This window comes from Nocardia sp. SYP-A9097, assembly GCF_009649815.1.
In the GTDB taxonomy this organism is placed as follows: Bacteria; Actinomycetota; Actinomycetes; order Mycobacteriales; family Mycobacteriaceae; genus Nocardia.
Genome location: NZ_WJIC01000007.1, coordinates 167,566 through 191,736 on the forward strand (window position 1 = coordinate 167,566; position 24,171 = coordinate 191,736).

The 24,171-nt window shown below is 65.6% G+C and carries 22 protein-coding genes and 1 pseudogene; 8 read left to right on the plus strand and 15 right to left on the minus strand.

The window, feature by feature from the left end; genetic code table 11:
• Positions 1-74: 74 nt before the first annotated feature.
• The 5 genes from GFY24_RS17030 to GFY24_RS17050 all read right to left on the minus strand — a co-directional run bounded on the left by GFY24_RS17030 (position 75) and on the right by GFY24_RS17050 (position 5,400).
• Entirely contained in the window at positions 75-245 is a 171-nt protein-coding gene (locus tag GFY24_RS17030) for a CopG family transcriptional regulator (protein ID WP_153806027.1), read from the minus strand.
• A 109-nt stretch (positions 246-354) separates the two neighbouring features.
• Positions 355-1,845 carry an FGGY-family carbohydrate kinase gene (locus GFY24_RS17035; RefSeq protein WP_153806028.1) on the minus strand — a complete coding sequence of 497 codons (1,491 nt, stop codon included), beginning with the start codon at positions 1,843-1,845 and terminating at the stop codon, positions 355-357.
• A gap of 1 nt (position 1,846) precedes the next feature.
• Complete coding sequence (locus GFY24_RS17040; protein WP_153806029.1) at positions 1,847-3,265, minus strand: L-fucose/L-arabinose isomerase family protein; 1,419 nt, start codon at positions 3,263-3,265, stop codon at positions 1,847-1,849.
• A 49-nt stretch (positions 3,266-3,314) separates the two neighbouring features.
• Positions 3,315-4,199, minus strand: a complete 885-nt coding sequence (locus GFY24_RS17045; protein WP_153806030.1) for a family 43 glycosylhydrolase — start codon at positions 4,197-4,199, stop codon at positions 3,315-3,317.
• A gap of 91 nt (positions 4,200-4,290) precedes the next feature.
• Positions 4,291-5,400: a DUF6236 family protein gene (locus GFY24_RS17050; RefSeq protein ID WP_153806031.1), complete on the minus strand. Its 1,110-nt coding sequence runs from the start codon at positions 5,398-5,400 to the stop codon at positions 4,291-4,293.
• 194 nt (positions 5,401-5,594) lie between these two features.
• Here GFY24_RS17050 and GFY24_RS17055 point away from each other — a divergent pair, with 194 nt between their 5' ends.
• Positions 5,595-6,686: a winged helix DNA-binding domain-containing protein gene (locus GFY24_RS17055; RefSeq protein WP_153806032.1), complete on the plus strand. Its 1,092-nt coding sequence runs from the start codon at positions 5,595-5,597 to the stop codon at positions 6,684-6,686.
• A 798-nt stretch (positions 6,687-7,484) separates the two neighbouring features.
• Here the strand turns inward: GFY24_RS17055 and GFY24_RS17060 are convergent.
• On the minus strand, positions 7,485-8,252 hold the full coding sequence (locus GFY24_RS17060; protein ID WP_153806033.1) for a tyrosine-protein phosphatase: 768 nt from the start codon (positions 8,250-8,252) through the stop codon (positions 7,485-7,487).
• Positions 8,253-8,850: 598 nt separating this feature from the next.
• A pseudogene (locus GFY24_RS17065) lies at positions 8,851-10,404 on the minus strand (pyruvate, phosphate dikinase); the annotation flags it as partial.
• A 392-nt stretch (positions 10,405-10,796) separates the two neighbouring features.
• On the opposite strand from GFY24_RS17065, the gene GFY24_RS17070 reads away from it, so the two are divergent.
• A complete protein-coding gene (locus GFY24_RS17070; RefSeq protein WP_153806035.1) occupies positions 10,797-12,416 on the plus strand; it encodes a FadD3 family acyl-CoA ligase in 1,620 nt (539 codons plus the stop codon).
• A 25-nt stretch (positions 12,417-12,441) separates the two neighbouring features.
• Here the strand turns inward: GFY24_RS17070 and GFY24_RS17075 are convergent, their stop codons facing one another.
• The 4 genes from GFY24_RS17075 to GFY24_RS17090 are packed head-to-tail and all read right to left on the minus strand — an operon-like array spanning position 12,442 to position 16,531.
• Positions 12,442-13,257, minus strand: a complete 816-nt coding sequence (locus GFY24_RS17075; protein ID WP_153806036.1) for an SDR family oxidoreductase — start codon at positions 13,255-13,257, stop codon at positions 12,442-12,444.
• Positions 13,258-13,269: 12 nt separating this feature from the next.
• The gene (locus tag GFY24_RS17080; protein ID WP_153806037.1) at positions 13,270-14,001 is read right to left on the minus strand and encodes an SDR family NAD(P)-dependent oxidoreductase; all 732 of its coding nucleotides are present in this window, start codon (positions 13,999-14,001) and stop codon (positions 13,270-13,272) included.
• Positions 14,002-14,010: 9 nt separating this feature from the next.
• The gene (kstD, locus tag GFY24_RS17085) at positions 14,011-15,762 is read right to left on the minus strand and encodes a 3-oxosteroid 1-dehydrogenase (RefSeq protein ID WP_153806038.1); all 1,752 of its coding nucleotides are present in this window, start codon (positions 15,760-15,762) and stop codon (positions 14,011-14,013) included.
• Positions 15,763-15,775: 13 nt separating this feature from the next.
• Entirely contained in the window at positions 15,776-16,531 is a 756-nt protein-coding gene (locus GFY24_RS17090; RefSeq protein WP_309230956.1) for a glucose 1-dehydrogenase, read from the minus strand.
• Positions 16,532-16,704: 173 nt separating this feature from the next.
• On the opposite strand from GFY24_RS17090, the gene GFY24_RS17095 reads away from it, so the two are divergent.
• From GFY24_RS17095 to GFY24_RS17110, 4 genes are all read left to right on the plus strand, one after another.
• The gene (locus tag GFY24_RS17095; protein WP_153806039.1) at positions 16,705-17,835 is read left to right on the plus strand and encodes an LLM class flavin-dependent oxidoreductase; all 1,131 of its coding nucleotides are present in this window, start codon (positions 16,705-16,707) and stop codon (positions 17,833-17,835) included.
• A gap of 11 nt (positions 17,836-17,846) precedes the next feature.
• On the plus strand, positions 17,847-18,599 hold the full coding sequence (locus GFY24_RS17100; protein ID WP_153806040.1) for a glucose 1-dehydrogenase: 753 nt from the start codon (positions 17,847-17,849) through the stop codon (positions 18,597-18,599).
• Between the two features lie 117 nt (positions 18,600-18,716).
• On the plus strand, positions 18,717-19,679 hold the full coding sequence (locus tag GFY24_RS17105) for an alpha/beta hydrolase (protein ID WP_153806041.1): 963 nt from the start codon (positions 18,717-18,719) through the stop codon (positions 19,677-19,679).
• 119 nt (positions 19,680-19,798) lie between these two features.
• A complete protein-coding gene (locus tag GFY24_RS17110; protein ID WP_228566390.1) occupies positions 19,799-20,215 on the plus strand; it encodes a DUF4189 domain-containing protein in 417 nt (138 codons plus the stop codon).
• Positions 20,216-20,259: 44 nt separating this feature from the next.
• Here GFY24_RS17110 and GFY24_RS17115 read toward each other — a convergent pair whose 3' ends face one another.
• From GFY24_RS17115 to GFY24_RS17125, 3 genes are all read right to left on the minus strand, one after another.
• Entirely contained in the window at positions 20,260-20,628 is a 369-nt protein-coding gene (locus GFY24_RS17115; RefSeq protein WP_153806042.1) for a DUF5313 family protein, read from the minus strand.
• Positions 20,625-21,104 carry a MarR family transcriptional regulator gene (locus GFY24_RS17120; RefSeq protein WP_309230957.1) on the minus strand — a complete coding sequence of 160 codons (480 nt, stop codon included), beginning with the start codon at positions 21,102-21,104 and terminating at the stop codon, positions 20,625-20,627. Before GFY24_RS17120 ends, GFY24_RS17115 begins: the two co-directional genes overlap by 4 nt.
• Positions 21,105-21,185: 81 nt before the next feature.
• Positions 21,186-21,620 carry a nuclear transport factor 2 family protein gene (locus GFY24_RS17125; protein ID WP_153806044.1) on the minus strand — a complete coding sequence of 145 codons (435 nt, stop codon included), beginning with the start codon at positions 21,618-21,620 and terminating at the stop codon, positions 21,186-21,188.
• 92 nt (positions 21,621-21,712) lie between these two features.
• Here GFY24_RS17125 and GFY24_RS17130 point away from each other — a divergent pair, with 92 nt between their 5' ends.
• Positions 21,713-22,267, plus strand: coding sequence for a TetR/AcrR family transcriptional regulator (locus tag GFY24_RS17130; protein WP_153806045.1), 555 nt, complete (start codon positions 21,713-21,715; stop codon positions 22,265-22,267).
• A gap of 136 nt (positions 22,268-22,403) precedes the next feature.
• Positions 22,404-23,624 (plus strand): RtcB family protein, encoded by a 1,221-nt coding sequence (locus GFY24_RS17135; RefSeq protein WP_153806046.1) that lies wholly within the window; start codon positions 22,404-22,406, stop codon positions 23,622-23,624.
• A 3-nt stretch (positions 23,625-23,627) separates the two neighbouring features.
• Here GFY24_RS17135 and GFY24_RS17140 read toward each other — a convergent pair whose 3' ends face one another.
• The gene (locus tag GFY24_RS17140) at positions 23,628-24,107 is read right to left on the minus strand and encodes a hypothetical protein (protein WP_153806047.1); all 480 of its coding nucleotides are present in this window, start codon (positions 24,105-24,107) and stop codon (positions 23,628-23,630) included.
• Positions 24,108-24,171: the final 64 nt, after the last annotated feature.

A 24,171-nucleotide genomic window follows, 5' to 3' on the forward strand; every position in this document is an offset into this window, starting at 1 on the left:
GCGGCGGTCACACTCGTCAACGCGGCGAGCCCTCTCGTCATCCCGGCATGGTTTTGGCCGGGATCCACACTCCGCTAGCTGAATACCACCGGTTCGTCGGAGAGGTAATCCTCCCAGGTCCGCTGCCGCTCCAAATATGTGCGCAGTGCGTCCCGGGTGATCTCCTGCTTCGACCGTCCCTCGAGTACCGCCTGCGCGTGCAGCGCAGCTTCTTCATGCTCACTGAGCCGCAACGTCCATGCCACGGCGCAAGTTGTACCACCTCCCCGCCCCCGTGTCTCCCGATCGAGCACCCGAACCTGGACATGTGATCAACGGGACCTCCGGGCGCGACACACTCGCGTTTCGCCGCCGTCAGCTCCCGTTCACCTGGTGGGCGGCGCGGTGTTGTTCGGCGGCGAGGAAGTGGGTTGTGGCGCGGGTGGATTCGTAGAGGGTGCGGTAGTGGCGGTAGTAGGGGGCGTAGTGGATGGTGGCGGTGGGGTCGGGGGTGATGGTTTCGGTTATGGGGTTCCAGGTGGAGGTGTCCAGGCCGATGGACTCGGCGGCGAGGAGAGCATCGCCGAGGGCCGCGCCCACCGTGTCCGCGGGGAGTTGCTGTGGGAGGCCGGTGATATCGGAGACTATGCGGGTCCAGAGGCCGCCCTTGGTACCGCCGCCGACGGCTACCAGGCGAGTGGGGGTGCCGCCGGCGGCGGACATGGTCTCCAGGTTGTGGCGGACGCCGTAGCCGATGCCCTCCAGGACCGCGCGGTAGAGGTCGGCGCGCTGGTGGGTGAGGGTGAGGCCCGCGATGATGCCGCGGGCGTCCGGATCGAAGAGTGGGGTGCGTTCACCCGCGAAGTAGGGCAGCACCAGTAGGCCGCGGCTGCCGGGTGGGACACCGGCGGCCTCGTCGATCAGGTCGGCGAAATCGCTGCCGGTGAGCGCGCGCAGCCAATCGGTGACCGCGCCCGAAGTCGCCATGCCGGCGGCGGATGTGTATGTGCCGGGCCAGGTCCCGCAGGTGGTCCACAGGCCGGGATGCGGGCGCGGTTCGGTGAGCACCTGGGTGAGGAACAGGGTGGTGCCGTACATGATCATGACGTCGCCGGGGGCGCGGACACCGACACCGGCGGCTTCGGCCCAGGCGTCGATGGTGCCGGTGGTGACGGGCAGGCCGACCGGAAGTCCGGTCACCGCAGCGGCTTCGGGGGTGACATGGCCGACTATCTCTGTGGGCCAGGCCAATTCGGGGAGCGGTAGACCGGGGGCGACCGAATCCGCCCAGTCGGTGGCCCAGGTGCGCGCCATGAGGTCGTACATGGGCACGCATTGACTGGCCGATTGATGGTCCAGCACATAGCGCCCGGTCAGTCGATGCACCAGAAATGAGCTGGCCATCAGCAGCATTCGGGTCTGCTTCCAGACCTCGGGTTCATGCCGGGCCAGCCAGCGGAGTTTGGGCCCGACGGCCTGACTGGTGAGCGGGGAGCCGCAGCGCTCGAGCACGGTGTCCGCGCCCAATTCCGCGGTCAGCTCGTCGATTTCCATGCCCGCGCGAGTGTCGACGCCGTAGAGGATGGCGGGCCGCAGTGGCCGGCCGTCCCGATCGGCGGGTAGTAGGCACGGCCCGATGCCACTCACCGCTATCGCATCGATGGGCTCGCCGTTCGCGGCCGCCACCAATTCCCTCGCGATGGACAGGAAGTCCGCCCACCACACCGTCTCCGCGTCATGCTCCACCCAGCCGGGCCGGGGCGTCGAAACCCGGTGCGGCCGTTCGGCTCTCAGGGTCACCATGCCGTCGTGGTCGACGAGTACGCCTTTGGAGCCGGAGGTGCCGATATCGATGCCGAGCAGCATGTCAGCCCGCCCTGCTGAATTCGTCGAGGGTGACGCCGAGCAGCTCGCAGGCCGCGCGCACGGTGGCTCTGTGATCACCCGGGACGGCGTGAATGTGGTTGGCCCCGAAGCGGGAGAGGAAATCCCCGGCATGCGCGTCCAGCCGGGCGAAGGCATGCGGCCATTCCCTGGTGGACTGCCTCATGAGCTCCTCATTGGTGGCCTCGTCGTAGGTCTCGAAATCCCCGAGCATCAACTGCATTCGGTAGTCGCCATTCTTACGGGTGAGGCGGGCTAGGGTCATCTGCCCGGGTGCGGCCAGGTGGTGCACCGACGCGCCACCGGCAGGGAAGAAGAACACCTCCGGATACAGGTGCACGCTGGCGAGGTTCTCCGCCGGATCGTCACTGCGGGCGGCGAACCAGGTGGCGTGCTGCCCGGAATTGCACAGATCCCAGATATCGCGATCCGCGTGATAGTGCCGGACATCGGCGAAAAGCACTGGCGTGCCGCTGATCTGCTTCAACAGCTGCATGGTGAGCGCGCCGTCCATATCGGCCTCGGTGGCGCAGACGTGCGGCTGTTTCGGGCCGTTCCAATCGTAGGGGTCGTTCAGGAACGCCTCGGCGATATCCATGGTGGCGAAGTACTGGGTGAGCTCGGGCTGGCCCTTGATTCCGGAGAAGTCCAGGTGCCACTCCGCGATGAGATCGCGCATGGCGAGGTAGGAGCGGATCTGCCGCTCCAGCAGTTCGGGGGTCAGTTTGAGGCCGTCATAGTGCACGCCGGCGGTATTGCGCTCCAGCCACTCTCGCGCGCCCTTGGCCTCACCCGGATCGGCGAGGTCGGCGCGGCGCACGATCTCCCACTGGTCGATCTCCTCCACATCGACGCCGAAGACGCGCTGCCACTGATCGGTATTGGCGACGGCGGTATTCATGCCCATGGGCCGTCCACCGATCCGGCCGAAAGTATTGCCGCGCAAGCTCTCCACCGCTGCGGCGGCGCGGGCTTGCACGCCTATGGCTTCGATGAGTTCCCGGTCTCCCGGATCACCCCATAGTCGGGTGTGTGCCCGCCCGATCTGATCGAGCGCCCCGCCCGCCGCCAGCATGCCGACCATACCCGGCTGCACCGGATCGATATTCGACAGCAGCAGTAGCGGACTCGTCAATTGCCCGGCCGCCAGCATGGTGAAATGCGGGAACGCCCAGACCGCGTAGTGCAGCACGGTGAGGTCCACCCCCGCCGCCCGCACCTGCCGGGCGACCACCACCGCCTGCCGATTGCTTCCCACCGGTTCACGACCGCGAACCACGGTGTGCCCGGCCGCGGTCAGTTCGGCGACCAGCCGATCCTCCACGGTACGAATGAATCCGACGATTCCCCCGTGCACATAGTCACGACCGTCGGAAATGCTGATAACGCCGATCCGGGCCATTGCCTTGCCTCCCCACACTGGGTGGACAACTCGACTCCGCTCCAGAATCTCAGCTCTGCGGGACTCGCACGCCCGAATCAGGAAGATCGACTGTGGACGGGAACCGTAAAGGGGCCAGCCAGACTCCCCGTTGACCCCAGCCCGCCCGAGTGATCCAGTACTGTCCGGCATCCCAGACGACCTCGGCCGCATGGGCCGCGACACGGCCCGCGCAGTCGGTGTGGCGGAAGTGGAAAGGGTTGTCACTGCGAAAGATTTCGGTGCGGGTGTAGTCCGGGCGGGGGCCGATGAACAGGTACCAGTGCCCGGCCTCGCGCACTACGAACGGCGATTCGGTATTGCCCGCCTCGGTACCGGTGGACGGATCGGTGTAGGCGATCCGGCGTTCGCTCCAGTGCAGCAGATCGGGGCTGGTGCGATAGGCCACCACGTGATTGCCGCCTTCAGGGGTGCTGGTAGCGCAGTAGTACATGACCCATTCGCCGTCGATGCGCAGGACCATGGGGTCGCGGGCGTCGTAGCCGTCGCGGAAGAGCGGATCTGGGCCGTGGCGAGTCCAATCGAAGAGGTTCGTGGAGGTGGCCAGGCGGATGCCGGTGGCGGTGCGATCGCGGCCGCCGCCGTCGTAGAACATGAGGTAACGCTCGCCGTCGTGCACCACGAATGGAGCCCACAGGTGTGTCTCACCTAGTGCGCGATCGACTCGTAACACCGGAATCCGTTGAGTCCATGAGCCGGTCAGGGTCTTCGCGGTGGCGTGCAGGAAGACCGTCTCGTCGAACGGGTCCGCGGGTTCGCGATGCGTGATTCCGAACATATGCCAGCGTCCCTGGGCATCCCGAATCACGGTGTGGTCGTTGACATACCAGCGTCCGCCATCGCGCTCCGGCTCGAAGATCCGCCGGAACCGGCCCGCCGTCACCCGCTGGCGCATGCTCCGAGTGTGCAGGATGAGTAGCTACGGCCCGGCCGGATTCGGCGACGCCGCCACACGGTGCAGCGTCGCTACCCGGCGCCGACTGGATTCAGCGACAGGCGAAGAGCGACCTGCTCGCCAAATTCCGGTCCACCGCAAGCAGATACGCCACCGGCGACTGCTCCCGCAGCGCCCGCCGGGCCTTGATGCGCCCCGCCACATACGGGGCGACGGTGAGAGTTACGCCCGCCGCCGCGACCAGCGGTTGCCCGGCCGCCGCGGCCAAACCACCCACCACGGTGCCGGAGGCGAGATCGACCTTCAGCCCGAGCATGCCGGTGCTCGATTCGACTCCGAAAGCCCGCAGGGCGCGGCGCAGCTCCTCCAACTGCGGTTGGGTCGTGGAACGGTAGATGCCGTACATATGCGCGTGTGCCGCAACGGGATTCTCGACGGCGGCGATGGTGCCCAGTTCCTCCGACAGCGATCCGACATGTTTCCGGAAGGCCGCGAGCTCGCCCGCATAGCGTTCGCGGAAGTCGATCAGTGTGCGCACCGGGATATCGACGATCTGCCCGGGCCGGATCACCGCCTCCACCGCGAGATGAATGTAGGCGTGATCGATATCGCCGATGGCGGGCCGCCGCGCGCCCTTCTCCAACAGCAGTTCGTAGAGCCGGTCGAGAGTGCCGACGGCGCTGTACACATCGAGATCGTCGGTGACAGGGGACAGTAGGGAATGCGCCGCCATCGTGTCCGCGAGAGCCGTCATATAGATGCGGGCGAAGAACGGGTGCAGACCGACATGGGTGACGCCGTCCTCGTCCTGGACCACGGCCAGTTCCGCGGTGACCAGCGACAGCAGCAGCGAATGCGTCATCTTGCGGCCGACGCCGCCCGCGTACACCCACACCAGGCCCGGATACCTGGCGCGCAGGCCGGTCGCGTCCGGGGTATGCGGGGCCGCTTCGACGGCGCTCCGCACGGAGAATCGGGCACGCAGTTCGGGACCGCCGAGTTCGACGATCTGGCCGAAGCTCTCCCCTACCGCGTCCAGATCCCGCTCGCTCGGTTCCAGATCGAAGAGGAAATCGGTCTCCGCGCGCAGCTGCCGGGCCAGGTCGGAGTCGGTGTCCATGGTCAGCCGAGGCCGGATCCGCCCCACCTGATCCCAGGTCAGCATGGCCAGTTTCAGCCACTCCTCGCTTCGGAAACGCATCCGGGGGTAGTACAGCGCAATCGTCGACACCGCCCCAGCATGACAGCTCCGATCGCACCCCGGTTCAAGATTCTTTTTCGACTCTCCTTGCGCGCCAGTGCATTCGAATTCGCGGATGCACAGCCGCAATACGAGCCACAATTACCGGCCGAGATAGGACAGAAACTGTCCTAGTTCGGTTCGACAATGGAGTCATGACGGTGATCTCCCCGCGCCAGCTGAACCGAACCCTGCTCATGCGCCAGCTGCTGACCGAGCGGGTCACCATGCCCGCCGCGGACCTGATCCACCATCTGATCGCGGTACAGGGCCAGGAGGCCAACTGGCCGTTCATCGGCCTGTGGACCCGCCTCACCGATTTCCGCCCCGCCGAATTGGATTCACTGCTGCATGATCGAACCATCGTGCGCAGCACCACGATTCGACGCACTGTGCACCTCACCACCGCCGACGACTACCGCTGGCTCTTCCCCACCGTCCGCCCGATGATCGAACAATCCCTGAAGCTCGCTTACTACCGCGAAGCATTCGGCGATCTCGACCACACCGAATTCGCCACCGCCGGAAGAGAACTCCTCACCGGACGCACCCTGGCCCGCACCGAACTCGGCCGCACCCTGTCCGAACGTTTCCCCACCCCGCACCCCGAGCGCCTGGCCGCAATCCTCGGCCATCTGACCCCCCTGGTCCACCACGCCGAAGCAGGCGTCTGGGGCAGCTGGCGCAACCGTCGAGTAGCGGTAGCCCTCGCCGAGGAATGGATCGGCGGACCCCTCGACACCGAACCCGACCAAGAGAAAATGGTCCTCCGCTACCTGGCCGCGTTCGGACCGGCCACCGTGGCCGATATCCAATCCTGGTCCGGCATAACCCGTTTGGCGGAGGTAATCACCCGGCTACGCCCCCAACTCCGCACTCTCCGAGACGATTCCGGCCGCGAACTCTACGACCTCCCCGACGCCCCGCTGGCCGACCCCGACCTCCCCGCCCCGGTCCGCTTCCTCCCCGCTTTCGACAACGCCCTCCTCGCCCACAAAGATCGCCGCCGAGTAATCACCGACGAAGACCGCTCCCGCATAACCAAAATCGCCTCCGGAGGCGTCCCCATGTACCTCGTCGACGGCTTCGTCCACGGCCGCTGGGACCTCGACGGCCCGAATCTCCGCATCACCCCCTGGCATCCGCTCTCCCCCGCAGCCGAAGTCGCCGTCCACGCCGAGGCCGAAAAGCTACTGCCGACATTGACTTCCGATGCGGACGGCAAGATCATCTTCGAACGTCGCTGAAATCCTCAGCAGGCCGGCACTACTGCGCGGAATTCACAGCGCTCTTCCCCGCCCTGATTGCCCTCATGCAATGGGGCGACCGCCATCTGCGGCCCGGCAACGGACCCCTCGAATTCCACCACTCAAATTGCGGCGGCCTGACAACCGCCCAATGGACCTGCGAATGCGGGCATTCCGCACAAACTTCCGAGCTGGTGCCCACCCTGTGGCAGTCATAGTCAGTGGCAGGCCGGGATTTACCTACCGACCGGCAGGGTGCTCGCCGAGTGTGCAGCTGTGGCGGGCGAGTGTGCAGCTGTGGTGGGGAAAGAGGACAAAACACCGCCATGAGTGCACACTCGGCACATCGGTGGGGGCATCACGGGTGTGCCCTGGGATCGGATCGCGGTTCGAGGCCGCCCAATGCGGCGACGGTTGCATTTTGCGCATGCGATTTCCGTGGCAAAGCAGGCATCGCTGGGCACGTCGCCTGCCGTACCCGACCTGAGCTACCGGACTACACCCGGATCGTCCCGTTCCCTGCGGGAAGACCGGCCGTGGTTACCTTCTCGAGCCCAAAGACCAAAGACAAAGACACCAAAACAGACCCTCGCGATGTTGGACGATCGATCACCGGGAACTCACAGTGCGACACGCCGCACGACACCACGCTCATGTCCCAGTGATCGCATGTCCAGGTCGAAGGTGGGTGTTTTGTCCTATTTTTCTTCTCGTCTTGTTTTCTCTTGTCTTGTTCTTCGTTCTTCTTGTCCTGGCGTCTTTTGTCTTTGAGTCTTTTGTTCTTGTGGCTCTTGGTCTTTACGCTACGAGGGCTTCCTGTAGTGCCTGGAGTTCTTCCTCCGAAAGGCCGTTGGCCAGTAGCCAGTTCGCTGCGCCGCCGTGGTCGGTGTGGAGGTTTTCCAGGAAGCCGAGCATTACCTGGGGTGTGATGGCCAGGATTCCGGTGTTTGCTTGGGGCAGGCCCGCGTACGACGGGAGGGCGTCCAGGCGGTCGCGGACTCGCTGCATGCGTTCGTTGGTTAGGACGTAGTCGTCGGCGATTGCTTCGGCGGGGACGCCTACTGCGTCCAGGAGGATTGCGGCCAGGACTCCGGTGCGGTCTTTGCCTGCGGCGCAGTGGAATAGGACTGAGCGGCGGTCAGGGGTGATGATCAGGCGGACTGCTTCGACGATGTGGTCGCCGCTGCCTGCCAGTAGGAGGCCGTAGAGTTCGGTCAGGTCTACGCGGGTCTTGTCGGGGACGAGATCTCTTGCGGCCAGCGAGGATTGGGGGGATTTGCGGATCGGGAGATTCGCAATGTGAATCGCCGCGCTCGCGAAGAGGCCGTAGCCTTCGCGTTCCACCTCATCTGGCAGGCGTAGGTCGATGATCGTGCGCAGGCCGAGTGGCTCCAGCAGGTGGGTGAGGTCCTCACAGGTTGCCTGCTGGAGGGTGCTGGAGCGGTAGGCGACGCCGAAACGGGTTGTGCCGCCGCCGGTTATGGGGAGGCCGCCCAGGTCGCGGACGTTGTCGATTTCGGCGAAGTCGAGCCAGCGGGTGGGGGCGGTCGTGGGGTCAGTGGGCACGGCCGGCTGCTGCCTCTTCGGCGCGGGTGAGGCCGCACAGGCCGATCAGGTCTTCGTGCAGTTCGAACCAGACGGTGTGGTAGCTGTCCATGATGGGGCGGGCCACGTAGGTGTGATCGCCTTCGGCTATGCGCTCGATGGCGCGGTCGAGGCGAGCGGTGTAGTCGGTCAGGCGGGGTGCCAGGCCGCCGAGGCGCTGGACCAGGGGGCGCAGGGCACGGTGGGTTTCGGCCAGGCGGGTGAGAACGGCTGTGTCGTAGTCGGTGTCGGCGTGGTCGTTGACCGTGGCCGGGTCCTTCATCTGCCAGTCGGTGATGATCACCTTGAGATCGGCGTTGTAGACACAGAATTCGTCGTAGGCGGCGGAGAGGGCGGCGGAGTCGACGGTGCCGCGCTCCTCGGTGAGTAGCTGCTCCAGGCGGGGGCGGCCCTCGGGGGTTAGGCGGAAGCCCGCGGGAGTGTTGGCGCAGAGGCCGGAGTCCACCAGAACCGTACAGTGCGAGGCGATTTCGGTCGCGTCGGCGAACAGGCTGAGCGCCAGATTGTCGGCGTTCACGCGGCCCTTGATGCCGACCAGGCGCAGCAGCGCGAGCTCGGTGATGGGGGTGTGCACTGAAACCTCTTCCTGCTCGGCGCTTTCCGGAGTGGTAGCGCGTTCTTCGAGGCGTTCGGCCAGGCGGGTGTTGTCCACGCCCGCCCACTGGGCGAGCTGGGCGACATCGTCGAGGATGATCTGTTCGACCGGCTTGGCGACGACCTCACCGTCCAGGACCAGGCCCGCGCCGCCGTCGACGGTGACCGTACGGCCGACCAGCGCGTCAACCACGCCGGGGCCGCAGCCGACCACGCAGGGGCGGCCGAGTTCGCGGCTCACCAGGGCGGCATGCGAAGTGGTGCCGCCCAATTCGGTGACGATGGCGCGGGCGGCGATCATGCCGTGCAGATCGTCGGGGCTGGTGGTGGGGCGTACCAGGATGACGTCCTCACCGGCCTCCGAACGGGCCTCGGCCTCATCGGGATCGGTGACGACGACACCGGAAGCCAGTCCGGGGCAGGCGGATTCGCCACGAGCGAGGGGGTCGCGGCCGGTGGTGTCACCGGAGGCGGGGCGCAGTACCTCACGCACCTGATCGGCGGTGATGCGATCGAGGGCCTCATCGGCGGAGATCAGACCCTCGGCGACCATGGCGACGGCGGTGCGCACCGCGGCGCGGGCCGAACGCTTGGCCGCGCGGGACTGCAGCATCCACAGCGTTCCGGCCTCCACAGTGAACTCGATGTCCTGTAGGTCGCGGCCGTCGCGCTCGAGCAGCTGGGTGGCGGCGATCAGGCGCTCGTGCACCTCGGGCTGGGTGGCGGCGAGGTCGTCGAGCGGGCGCGGGGTGAGGCGGCCGGAGACCACATCCTCGCCCTGCCCGCCGACCAGCCACTCACCGTAGACGGGTCCGTCACCGGTATTTGGGTTGCGGCTGAAGAGAACTCCGGTGCCGGAACGCTCGTCGAGATTGCCGAACACCATGGCCTGCACGGTGACCGCGGTGCCGAGGGTGTCGGGCACACCGCGATTGCGGCGATAGGTCTTGGCGCGCGCGGAATCCCAGGAGCGGAAGACCGCTTCGATGGCACCGCGCAACTGATCCCACGGGTCAGCCGGGACCGCGCCGGCGGCGTCACCGAGCACGGTCTCCCGGTACTGGTGCACGAAACGCTGACGAGTGTCGTTGGCGTACACCGGATTCGAGGTCTCATCGGCGAGCGCTTGCTGGACCGCGTCGGTCATGCCGAGGTTCAGGACGGTGTCCATCATGCCGGGCATGGAGATGGCCGCACCCGAGCGCACCGAAACCAGCAGCGGCTTATCGGCCGAACCGAACCGCCGCCCGGTACCGCGCTCGATCATGGCGACCCCGGCGCGCACCTGCTCCCAGATCTCGGCCGCGATCGCACCGCGCCGGGTGTAGTCGGCCCAGCCCGCGGTGGTGATGACGAACGCGGGCGGCACCGGCAGCCCGAGGGCCCGCATGTGATTGATGCTCCACGCCTTGCCGCCGATCTGCTGCCGCGACAGCTCGCACGCACCGTCGAGTTCGACGACGGTCACGGCGTCGGCCGCCACATCGGGTCGCTGCGCAAGCTCCGCTCCGGCGGTCATGTCACTCCTTCGATGTTCTGAATTCATCAGCACTCCAGCGCTCGCCACTCCAGCGGCCTGCCGGGCCTATGCCGTACGAAACCGCGACGGCATTTCTCTGATATCGAGCGTGCCGCGTGACCCCCCTCACCCCCAACCCGCATCCCAATCAGCGGAACAACGGGGTCAGCCGTCCTGGAGTGTGGATCCCGGCCAAAAGCACGCCGGGATGACGGAAACTCCCCGGACAGGACAGGGCAACGACATACACACGAAGGTCGCGGACCGAGCCTAAAAGGGCCGCGACCCGCCCGGAGCGAAGCGGAGGGCAAATAAACACAGGCACGCCCGGTCAGCGGGATGGCACGGGGAAAACGGGCATTGGGTGCGGGCGGGTGCGGCAGGATGGGCGCATGGATCGGCGGTATGCGGCATCCATCGGTGGCGGTTCCGCGAGCGCCCCGGTATCGACCATTCCGGCCCTGGTGGCTGATCGTGCGCGGCGGTATCCGGATGCGGTGGCCATTGCGGGGCCGATGGGGCGGTTGACCTTTGCCGAGTTGGCCGCGGAGGTCGGGGCGGTGACGCGGGCCGCCATTGCCTCGGGGATCGAGGCCGGGGATCGGGTGGGGATCTGGGCTCCGAACAGCAATCGGTGGATTGTGACCGCACTGGGCATGCTGGCGGCGGGGGCGACGCTGGTGCCGATCAGTACCCGGCTGCGCGGGGCGGAGGCGGCGGAGGTGCTGACCCGCAGCGGGGCCAAAGCGGTGTGCACGGTGCAGGAATTTCTGGGCAGGGACTATCCGGCGATGCTGGCCGAGTCCGGATATCCGCTTCCTGCGCTGGAAAACCTTATCCTGCTGGATGATTCGCGGGGCGAGGCCGCGAAGACCTGGGATATCAGTTCCTGGGCAGGGTTTCTCGCGCCCGGCACGGTGGTGCCGCCGGAGGCGGTGGCCGAACGCACCGCGCAGGTCGATCCGGAGTCCATCTCCGATATTCTCTTCACCTCCGGCACCACGGGTGCGCCGAAAGGTGTACTCGCCACGCACCGGCAGACTTTGGAAGTCTTCTCGCTCTGGGCCGACGTGGTGACGCTGCGCCCGCGCGACCGGTATCTGCTGGTGAATCCGTTCTCGCACACCTTCGGATACAAGGCGGGCATCATCGCCTGCCTACTGTGCACCGCCACCATGATCCCGATGGAACGCTTCGACGCCGATGCGGCCCTGCGCATTGTGGAGAGTGAGCGGATCACCGTATTGGCCGGTCCCCCAACACTCTTCACCGATCTGTTGAAGGCGGACCACAGCGATTACCTACTGGGTTCACTGCGCCTGGCGGGCACCGGTGGCGCGACCATCCCGGCCGAACTGGTGGAGCGGATTCGCACGGATCTCGGTGTGCCCTATGTCTTCACGGCCTACGGTCTCACCGAATCGATCGGCGTCGTCACGGTCTGCCCGCCCGACGCGCCCGCCGAACTACTCTCCGATACGGTCGGAAAAGCCCTGCCCGGCACCGAGATCCGCATTGTCGACAAGGACGGCACGGACGTGGCCCCCGGTGAGCCGGGCGAGATAATCCTCGAGGGCCCCAATGTGATGCGCGGCTACCTCGATGACCCCGAGGCCACCGCCGCCGTCATAGATTCCGCCGGCTACCTGCACACCGGCGATATCGGCACCCTCGCCGAGGACGGCTACCTGCGCATCACCGACCGCCTCAAGGACATGTTCATAGTCGGCGGATTCAATGCCTACCCCGCCGAGATCGAGCGAGTCCTGTTGCAGCACCCGGCAATTCGAGATGTCGCCGTCATCGGAATTCCCGATGAGCGACTCGGCGAGGTCGGCCGCGCGGTAGTCGTCCCGGAGGATGGCGCCGGTGGCGATGCCGGCGCGATTATCGAATGGTCCAGGGCGAGGCTCGCCGGTTACAAGGTGCCGCGCGAGGTCGTCTTCACCGAGAGCCTGCCGCGCAATGCCGGCGGCAAGGTGATCAAGGGACGCCTGCGGCATCCGGCTTGATCGCGACCTTGCCGCCGACAGCGCGTCAGATTTCCTTGCGCATCTGCGCGGTCAGCGGCTTCATGTAGCCGGAGCCGAGCAGGCGTTGCATCCAGTTCATGGCCTTGGCGTCGGTGCCGATGAGGATGAGCGGCTTGTTCTTCTTGATGCCGTTCAGAATGGTCTGGGCGCACGATTCGGGGGTGGTCTTGGCCAGCCCGTCGAAATTCTGCGCCAGCGCATCCCGGTCACGATTGGCCGAAGCTCTTGCCTTCCAGGCGATTTCGGTCTTGATCATGCCCGGATGCACGCTGGAGACGCCCACATTATGGCCCGCGATGATCATCTCCTGGCGCAGCGCGTCGGTGAAGGCACGCATGGCGAACTTCGAAGAGCTGTAACCACTCTGGGATGGGCAGGCCACCAGGCCGAACATGGAGGACACATTGGCGATGTGGCCATCACCCGAGGCGATGACATGCGGCAGGAATGCCTTGGTGCCGTTGGCCGTTCCCCAGAAATTGATACTGAAGATCCACTCGAAGTCCTCCCACGAGACGTCCTCGATATTGGCGGTCAACGAGACACCGGCATTGTTGATGACGATATTGACCTTGCCGAAATCGGCGACGACCTCATCGGCATGCGCGTAGACAGCCGCCCGGTCGGTGACATCCAGCCTGTAGGCGCGCGCCTTGGCGCCTTCCTTCTCGCACAGCGCCGCCGTCTCGGCGACACTCTCGAGATTGCGGCCGGACAGCGCCAACTGCGCACCGCCACGGGCGAATTCGATGGCCATGGCACGGCCGATACCGGCGCCCGCGCCGGTGATGACGGCGACTTTGCCGTGGAAGTCCTTCATGGCAGTTCCTTCTTACTGAGTGGTGAAGCCGCCGTCGGCGATGAATTCCGACCCGGTGCTGTAGGAGGACTCGTCGGAGATGAGGAACAGCACCAGGTTGGCGAGTTCCTCGGGGGTGCCCGGCCGCGCGATGGGTTGTTTGGCCGCAATGGAAGTGGATCGATCGGAGCTGGCGACCATTTCGGTGGCGACAATGCCCGGGTGCACCGAGTTCACGCGCACATTGTCGGGAGCGAACTCCTGCGCCGCGGTCTTGGACATACCGCGCACCGCCCACTTGGACGCCACATAGCCGATGATGTTCGAGTAGCCGATGATGCCGCCGGTCGAGGAGATATTCACGATCGAGCCGACCCCGGCCTTGCGCATGGAGCCGATGACGGCCTTCATGCCCAGGAATACGCCGAGCTGATTGACGTCGATGACCTTGCGGTAGTCGGCTTCGGAGAGCTTCTCAATCGGATCCACATGCACGATGCCCGCGTTGTTGACCAGACCCGAGACCGGACCGAACTTCGACTCCGCCTGTGCGACAACGTCATTCCAGACCGCCTCGTCGGTGACGTCCAGCGGCAGGAACAGCGCCGAGTCACCGAGTTCGGCGGCCAGCGCCGCACCCTCGGCGCCCAGCACATCGGTGATGACCACGGTCGCGCCCTCGTCGACCAGCTTGCGCGCGAAGGCCGCGCCCATACCGCGCGCACCGCCGGTGACGATGACGTTCTTGGTGCTTACCCGTCCCATATCGTCCTCCTAGTCCTGTGCTGCGGCAGTGGATGCCGCATTGTGCTGAGCCGCACCGCGTCGCGCGGTCTTCTTGGCCGGAGCAGGAACCGCTTCGCCGGGCTCGGCATCGGCCATATGGTTGGCGGCGATATAGCCGAACACCATGGCGGGTCCGATGGTCGCGCCCGCGCCGGCGTAGTCATTACCCATGACGGCGGCCGAATTATTGCCCGCCGCATACAGACCCGCGATGACGGCGCCGCTCTCGTCGAGCACCCGCGAGTGCTCATCGGTGACCAGACCACCCTTGGTGCCGAGGTCGCCGGGAACCATTTCGACCGCGTAGAACGGCCCGCGCGTGAGCGGAGCCAGGGTCGGATTGGGCTTGACCGTCGGATCGCCGTAGTAGCGGTCGTAGGCGGAGTCGCCGCGCAGGAAGTCCTCATCGCGCCCGGCCTCGGCGAAACCATTGAAGCGCTGCACGGTCGCGGCCAGCTTGCCGGCCGGAATGCCCAGCTTGCCGGCCAGTTCCGCGAGGGTATCGGCCTGCTTGATGATGCCCTTGTCGAAATACGCCTGCGGCAGTGGACGTTTGGGGAAGTTACCCAGGAACAGGTACCGGTCGCGGAAGTTCTGGTCGAAGATGAAGTGCGCCGGAATGCTGCCGGTGCCATTCGCCTCGTCCTCGTACATCTTGTGCACGACATTCACGTACGGCGCGGATTCATTGACGAAGCGCTCGCCATTGTTGTTGACCATGATCGCGCCCGGCTGCGAACGCTCGGCCAGGCAGAAGAACGGCGGGCGGCCCTCGGGGCTGCGCACCGACGGACCCCACCAGGCGTCATCCATGAGATCGACTGCCGCGCCGATATTCTGGCCCGCCACAATGCCTTCACCGACATTCTCGATCGCGCCGACGGTCCATTCGGTGGACTGCGGGCCGGAGATGTACTTCTTGCGCATCTCCAGGTTGTGCTCGAAACCGCCCGCGGCGAGCACGACTCCACGCTTGGCCTTGATGACCACGGGACGGCCCTCATGCTCGGCGCGTACGCCGACCACCACGCCGTTCTCCGTAATCAGTTCGGTGAGAGGGGTATTCAGCCACACCGGCACACCGGCATCGCGCAGCGACAGCCAGAGCCGCGCTGCCAGGGCCTTGCCCAGGCTCAGCGGCAGCGCACCCTTGGCGAGGGCCAATGCGGTGCGCGCGCCGACCTTCACGGCGGTCTTCTTGCCGGCCCAGGTGCGGGCGATCATATTCAGGTCGTGGAAGTCGCTGACCGTGATGGCGATTCCCTTGGGCGCGGACATGGTCGGCTGATTGATCTTGTGCAGATCGCCGCCGAGCAGTCGGCCGTCGATCACGGCGGGCTCGATACTGCGGCCCTGCGCCAGACCACCCGGGAACTCGGGGTGGTAGTCGGAATACCCGCGGTCGTAGACGAATTCCCAATGCTTGGAGCGAGCCCCGATGTAGGAGAACATCTCCGGGCCGTGATCCAGGAACGCCCGCTGCTTCGCCTCCGGAACCCGGTCGCCGACAACGGCTTTCAGATAGGTCTTGGCCATGGTCGGGCTGTCCGGCACCCCGGCGGCTTGCAGCACAGGGTTATTGGGCACCCATACACCGCCGCCGGAGCGCGCGGTCGAGCCGCCGAACAACCGGCTCTTCTCGATGAGGGTCACCGACAGTCCGCGATAGGCGGCGGTCAGCGCGGCGGTCATACCGGCCGCACCGGAGCCGACGACAACGACGTCGAATTCGAATTCCATTGCGTATCAGTCCTTAGTAGCCGCAGCTGGTGAGCATGCCGCCGTCGACGACGAATTCGCCGCCGGTGCAGTAGCTCGAGGCATCGGAGGCCAGGAAGAGTGCCACCTCGGACACCTCGACCGGCTGACCCCAGCGCGGAATGGGCAGATCGGAGAAGAAACTATTGCCGTCCAACCCGGTCGCGCCCGCCACGGCGGCGGTCATCGGGGTGGCGATACCGCCGGGATGAATGGAGTTCACCCGGATACCCGAATGCCCCAACTCCCGCGCGGCCGACTTGGTGAGCCCGCGCAGCGCGAACTTGCTCGCGCTGTAGGCGGACAGTCCGGCAGCGCCGACGAAACCCTCTACCGAGGACACGTTGACGATGGAACCCGCGCCGGCATCGATCATGGCGGGCGCGGCATGCTTGATACCCAGGAACGCGCCCGTCACATTGATGCCCTGCATCAGGTTCCACTCGTCCAGACTCATTTCGAGCAACTTCTTGAAACGAAGAATGCCCGCATTGTTGACCAGCACGTCCAGGCGGCCGAAACGCGTTACTGTCTCGGAAACCGCTGCCTGCCAATCGCTTTCACTGGTGACATCGTGATGCACATAGTGGACCGCGTCGCCGAGTTCGGCGGCCAGTGCCTTGCCCTCGTCATCGAGCACATCGCCGAACACGACCTGCGCGCCCGCGGCCACGAAGCGGCGCACATGCTCGGCACCCATGCCGCGCGCACCACCCGTAACCAGGGCGACCTTCCCGTCCAGCTGTCCCACCGGTGACCGTCCTTCCTCAGTGTTCGAACCGACGCTAAGACCGGCGGCGAGGTGCGGCACGGTGAGGTCCCGGCCACTGAGACAACCGAATGACCTGAAGCTATGAGTCCTGAACTATTCCGGTTAGGCATAGCGGCCGCACCGGCCTGACTCGAGGCGGCAAGGAGCACCGGATGAAGTTCTCGATGATCTTCGAAGCGCAGATGACGGACCCCACCGCCGCGCACGAGGCGCAGGTGTTGCGCGATTGTGTGGAGCAGGCCGTGCTCGCCGATCAGGTCGGGTTCGACACCGTATGGGCGGTCGAACATCACGGGCTCAAGTGGTACGCGCATATGAGCGCGCCGGAGATCTTCCTGACCTGGGTGGCGGCGAAGACCGAGCGGATTCGTATCGGACACGGCGTGGTGTGTATGCCGTTCAACTTCAATCATCCGGTGCGGGCGGCCGAGCGCGCGGCCATGCTCGATGTGCTGTCCGGTGGACGGCTCAATCTGGGCGCGGGGCGCGGGGCCACCGCCGTGGAGACCTCCATGTGTGGTGTCGATCCCGCCCGCACCTATCAGGAGGTGGAGGAATCACTCCGCATGATCGCCGCCGCCTGGCAGGATCCGGAGGGCGAATTCTCCTACCACGGTGAGCTTTTGGATATCGAGCCGCATCATCTGCTGCCGCGGCCGGTGCAGCGCCCGCATCCACCGCTGTTCATGGCGTGCACCAAGAAGGACACCCTCAAACTCGCCGCCGACTACGGTATCGGCGCGCTGGTGCTCGGCTTCGCCGGTATCGAGGAGATCGCCGAACTGCGCCGCGTCTACGACACCGCGATCGCCGAGCGCACCGGGGAACGCTTCGTCTCCACCGTGGTCAATGACCATTTCGCGGCGCTGTGCCCGACCATCGTGCTCGATGATCGCGAACGTGCCCGGCAGATCGGTGCGCGCGGGCAGCGGTTCTTCGCACAGTCCATCAAGTACTACTACGGCGCGGGACCGGTACCGGACGAAGCCGTCGAATCGGGCGTCGACCAGGTCGCCAAAATGCGCGAGGCCGCCGACGAGCACGTCGCCTACCTGCACGAAGCCAAGATTCCGGTGAAGACCGGTTCCACCGCCATATTCAATACCGAGCACGCCTACGGCACCGCCGAGGACGCCATCGCGTATGTGGAACGCCTGCAGAAAGCCGGTGCGGACGAGATTCTGTGCCTGATCCAGATGGGCACCGTGCCGCAGGACGCCTGCATGGAAACCATCCGCCAATGGGGCGAGAAGGTCATCCCCCACTTCCGCAACACCAAGTAGAAGGAACCGAAATGGCTGATCTCACAGGCAAAGTCGCCCTTATCACCGGTGCCGCGCGCGGCCAGGGCGCGGCCGAGGCCCGACTGTTCGTGGCGCGTGGCGCACAGGTCGTGATCACCGACGTGCTGGAGACCGAGGGCAAGGAGCTCGCCGAATCCCTCGGCGACGCAGCGCGTTTCGTCAAGCACGATGTCTCGGACACCGACAGCTGGAATGCCGCCGTGGCCGTGGCGGTTTCCACCTTCGGCAAGCTCGACGTGCTGGTCAACAATGCCGCTATCTACACCATGAAGCCGATCATGGAGACCGAATCGGCTGAGCTGGAACGCATTCTGAAGGTCAACCTGATCGGCGCGTTCAACGGCATCAAGGCGGCGGTTCCGGCCATGCAGGCCGTCGGTGGCGGATCGATCATCAATATCTCCTCACAGTCCGGGCTCGAGGGCCTGATGAACCATGCCGCCTACGGCTCCTCCAAGTGGGGTCTGCGCGGGCTGAGCAAGGTCGCCGCCCTGGAGCTGGGCCTGTCCCAGATCCGGGTCAACTCGGTGTACCCCGGCCCCATCGCCACCCCGATGGTGCCCTACCTGACCACCGGCCCGGGCAGCTTCCCGAACCTGCCGCTGGAGCGCACCGGCCTGCCCGAGGAGGTCGCCGAACTGGTCGCCTTCCTGGCCTCGGATGCCTCTGCGTACATCACCGGAGCCGAAGTCGCCATCGACGGTGGGCTGGCCGCGGGCAAGTTCATTCCGCGCGGCATGTAGACCATCCGCGCGGAGTTGTCCACGGACGCTCCACACGGGTCTGTGCGCCGCCCGCACCTGCGAGGCGGGCGGCGCACCATTTCACTCGAAAACCCTTGTCCAGCTGAGGAGTCCGCGATGCCACTGTCGCCGGAATGGCAAACCTTCGTCGACGCGGCCACCGCCGCCTTCCCGGTCCTGGGTACCGAAGTGGTCGATGCGGCGCAGGCCCGGGCCTTCCTTGCCGCCCGCCCCGCACCGCCCGCCGCCGAGCCGATTCCCGTTGCGGCAGTGGAGGACTGGCTGGTCCCCGGACCCAACGGCGCACCCGAGGTGCCGGTCCGCATCTACCGTCCGCTCGACGCCGAGCAGACACCGGGCGTGGTGGTCTTCTATCACGGCGGCGGTTTCGTACTCTGCAATCTCGACAGCCACGACAAGTTCTGCCGGGTAATGGCGAATGAGGCCGGGGTACTGGTGATTTCGGTGGATTACCGCCGTGCGCCGGAGGCCCGCTTTCCCGCCGCCGCCGACGACGCCTACGCCGTCCTGCGGTGGGTCGCGGACAATGCCGAAGCCCTCGGCGGCGATCCCGCCCGGATAGCGGTCGCCGGTGACAGCGCGGGCGGCAATCTCGCCACCGTCGCCGCCCTCCAGGCCCGTGACAACGGCGGCGCGGATCTCGCCTTCCAACTACTGCTGTACCCGATGCTGGACCCGGCCTGCGATACCGCCTCCTACACCGAGAACGCCGAGGGCTACTTCACCACCGCGCCCCAATTGCGTTGGTACTGGCAGCAATACCTGAACTCGGCGACCGAGGCGGACGACCCGTTCGCCAATCCGCTGCGAGCCGATCTCACCGGTCTGCCGCCCGCGTATATCGCCACCGCCGAATTCGATCCGCTGCGCGATGAGGGCGAAACCTACGGCCGACAGCTGCGCGAGGCGGGCGTGCCCACCGAAATCCGGCGCTGGGACGGGACCATCCACGGCTTCATGTCCATGGCCTGGCATCTCCCGCAAACCCAGCGCGCCAATGCCAGCGCCTTCGCCGCTCTGCGCAGCGCCCTCACCCGGACGGCCTCGCAGGCACGCTGATCGCACGCCGGCGTTTCACGAACTCGACTGAGCCCCTTCACCGAAGCCGACCTGGCGCGCAAGGTCGATCGTCTACTATCGGCCTCGTTCGCCCAGTTTCTGAAACGTCAGGAATTCTCTTGTCGGTTGCTCGAATCACCGTCCTCACCGCGGCCGTGACCATGTCCTGCGGCCTGGCCGCCGCCGGTACGGCGGACGCCGCCGCGCAGTACTACGGGACCATCGCGGTCTCCAAACTCAAGAACGCCGGTGTGGTCACCGCCGAGAACACCAAGGTCACCGCCGATGCCGCCGCCATTCGCGACTGCGCCAACTACGACTGCGAAATCGTCTTCCGGTTCACCGACGGATGCGGTGCCCTGGCCCAGGGCGCGGACGGTCAATTCGGCTGGGCCGCACGCGGTTCCCGCGAAGAAGCCGAGGCGGCCGCGGTCGCCGGACTCGGGGAGAGCAATCCCCCGTTCCCAGATCTGGGTAGCGCCAGCCCGCGGGCGGCCAAGGTCGTCGCCTCGGCCTGCACCAAGAACATCCAGTAGCTCGCACCGGTGCGGCAGCAGCACGAGGGGTCGCCCGAACGACGCTATCGCCCGTAGCGGGCCTCATAGGACGCCCGCTCGGCAGCACGCCGCGAAGCCTGCGTCGGATTCTCCAAATCCGCTGGCAGACCATGTTTTCCCAGCCGGTGCGCGCGATTCATCGGCATGTACGCGATGATGTAGAACGCGGCCAGCAGCACCGCGAGCAGAATCATCGAGGCTCGCAGCCACAACTCACCGGGGAAGAGCAGGAAGGCCGCGAAGATCGGCAGCAGCGGGAACATGCCACGCACCAAATGCCTTGGCACCGCGAAGGTTCCGGTCAGGTCATTGCGGACCCACTCCTGTAGCGAATCCGGAAGTCGCATACCGCACGAATAGCCGATCCATTGGATGGGGTTGGGGCGCTTCATTTCCGGGTTCCCTTCGCCGTCTCCGCGGCGGACAGCACCGAACGGCGTGCCGCGTCGTTCACACGGGTGAGCACCTCGCGCAGATCCTCCAGATCGGCCAGGCTCACGCCGAGCCGCTCGACCACCGCGGGCGGAATCCTCTCCGCCTCATTACGCAATTCGCGCCCGGCCGCGGTCAGGTCGACGACCAGATTGCGCTCATCGTGGCTGTCCCGCCGCCGGGTAATCAGCCCGGCGGCTTCGAGCCGCTTGAGCAGCGGCGACAGCGTCGGCGAATCGAGTTGAATGGCCTCGCCGATATCCTTGACCGACATCGGGGCCTCACCCCACAGCGCCAGCATGACCAGATACTGCGGATGGGTGAGCCCCATGGGTTCGAGCAGTGGTCGGTAGACAGCCAGCACCGCGCGATTGGCGACCGCCAGCGCGAAGCAGACCTGCCGGTCCAGCCGTAGCGGATCCTCGATGTCCTGCACCAGTCCTCCTCGATCAGTACCGTTAGTGCAACAATACTTAATGCACTAACTATTGGCACGCGATCGAGTGGGTCACATGGGTCACATCTCTCGCATCTGCTGGACCATGGCGGCGATTCGGTTCGTATCCATGTAGTCGCGGAAGAGCACCACCTGACCGTCGCGGACCTGAACCACATTCACCGAAGTCCGCACCCGCGCCCGCCCCATACCCGGCCGGGTCAGGTCGACATCGTTCTCCACCAGGAAGAGTCCGGGTTCGGTGGTCTCGTGGATGGTCGGGTGAATGCCGTGCACCACGACGCCGGACATGCGCTGCGGCGACCACCAGCGGTCGAGATGGGCACGAATCTCCTCGCGCCCCTCGAACCTGTTCGGGAAGCCCGGAATGACGAACGGGATTTCGAAAACGGCATCCGGGGCCAGGAGTGCCACGAAGGCTTCGGCATCGCGAGCGGGTAGCCCGTGAAAGAGTCGTTCTACCAGTTCACGAGGGGTTTCTACAGCAGTGGACATAGCGCCTCCACGGTGTCGGAATTAAACGGAACGTACGACCCGGTTAGTATTCGGGGCGTGCGCCCCGCTTGTCAATGGGTAGGCTGCGGGAGATGACCGAACGCCCGCTCCGCGCCGACGCCCGCCGCAATCGCGAGCGGGTACTGGCCGCCGCACAGGAAGCCTTTGCGGCGGAAGGCATTTCGGTCCCCCTCGACGAAATCGCGCGACGCGCCGGAGTCGGCGCCGGCACCGTGTACCGCCACTTCCCCACCAAGGAAGCACTTTTCGAGGCCGCCATCGTCGATCGCGTGGATCGCATGACCGGGCGCGCACGCGATGCGCTGAACGCCGACGACGCCGGGACAGCATTCTTCGCCTTCCTACGGCAGATGGACTCCGGCGGCGGAGTCAAACGCGATCTCGTCGACGCGCTCGGACCGCGCGGGGAACAGGTCTACGCCGGACCAACCCGCGAACTACAGACCGCCATCGGCGAATTACTGTCCAAAGCACAGCAGGCCGGAGCCGTACGCACCGATATCGGCCTCGGCGATCTCATGTCGGTCCTCAAGGGATTCTTCATCGCCATACATATGGACAGCGCGGATTCCGCACAACGCGAACGAACCTTCGCCGTCATCCTGGATGGCCTGCGGACCCGCTGAAGTCCAAAAGACTTGGGCCGCTGGGGCGTACTGCGCGCATCTCTCTTCGCAGGTGGAGGCTCCGCACGAAATAATCCAGTGCGCATGGACAAGCTTCAGCCCTACCTTTAAGGCAATCCGAAGGAAGGAATGTCCAATGTTTCCCGTAGAGCTGCGCGGAACTCGAGCGCAGACGCTCATGTGGGCCCACGAGCACGAGGTCGAACCGGCCGCACTGCAGCAGTTGCGCAATATCGCGAAGCTGGAGTGGGTGTACGGGGTTCGGGTCATGCCGGATGTGCACCTCGGTAAGGGGGCCACGGTCGGCTCGGTCATCGCGATGAAGGACGCGGTCTCACCCGCGGCGGTCGGCGTCGATATCGGGTGCGGCATGGAGGCCGTGCGGACCTCACTGAAGGCGAGCGATCTGCCCGACAACCTGCATGGCCTGCGGTCGCGAATCGAGGCTGCGGTGCCGGTCGGCTTTGCCGCGCACGATGATTCGGTGAACGTGAACCGGCTGAACGCCGAGGTCTCCGGACATCAGGCGAGCAATGCGCAGCGCGCCGGGTGGGATCGGTTCTGGAAGGGATTCGAGTCACTCGATCCCGCTGTTCATGCTCGGGAATCCAAGGCACGTAAGCAGATTGGGACGCTGGGATCCGGCAATCATTTTGTCGAGATTTGCATCGCTGAAGATCAGCAGATTTGGGTTCTGCTGCATTCCGGCAGCCGGAATATCGGTAAGGAACTTGCCGAGCGGCATATGACGGTTGCGCGCGCCTTGCCGCACAACCAGGAGCTGCCCGACAAGGATCTTGCGGTATTCGTTTCCGGGACGCCGGAAATGGATGCTTATCGGCGGGATCTGAACTGGGCTCAGGAGTATGCCGCGCGGAATCGGGCTGTGATGTTGGCGCTGGTTTGCAAGGCTGTGCGGGATGAGTTCGGTGAGCGAGAAGTGTTGTTCGACAAGCCGATTTCTTGCCATCACAACTATGTGAATGAGGAGATTATCGACGGTATGCCGATGCTGGTCACTCGTAAGGGTGCGGTTCGCGCCGGCAAGGGTGATTTGGCGCTGATTCCGGGTTCGATGGGGACGCGGTCGTATGTGGTTCGGGGGAAGGGGAATCCGGACTCGTTCTACTCGGCTTCGCATGGGGCGGGGCGGCGGATGAGTCGGAGTGCGGCCAAGCGGCAGTTCACCGTTGCGGATCTCGTCAAGCAGACCGAGGGGGTGGAGTCTCGGAAGGATGCGGGGGTGGTGGATGAGATTCCGGCGGCATACAAGGACATCGATCAGGTGATCGCGGCACAGGGGAATCTGGTGGATGTGGTGCACACACTGCGACAGGTGTTGTGCGTCAAGGGATGACGGTCATCGGCGGCGGAGGGTTGCGGCCCCTCCGGCGCCGATGAGCAGAATGCCCACTATCAGTGGGAATCCGGTCTGTAGCCACTGAAAGAGTGCTATGTGCATATCGTCGGAGACCGGGAGATCACCGATCAGGCGGAAGGTGTCGTCCGGGAAGATCAGATAGATGACTCCCGGTAGCACGCCCCAAACCAGGCCGCCCACAATCGTTCCCGCCGCCGAATAGGCGGCCAGCGCGGCCACCAGCAGGAACAGCACCGCCGCCACCAGGATCTGCAAGGTGGCGCCCAACCGGTCGGCGAAATCGCCCAGAATCACCCACTGCCTGGTGCCGGCGGCCCCGCGCGCCGCGAAGCCGATACCGATGGGCGTCACTATCAGACCGACGAGCGCACCGACGATGGTTCGCGAAAACCCTCCGCTGCTTCGGAATTGCGCACCCGGCGGAGTCCACCCCGCGGGCGACGGAAACTTCTCCGACATCACCGTCTCCCTGCTCACCGGAGGACAACGCGGCTCCGATACCTCATTGTCCGCCTCGGCAGGG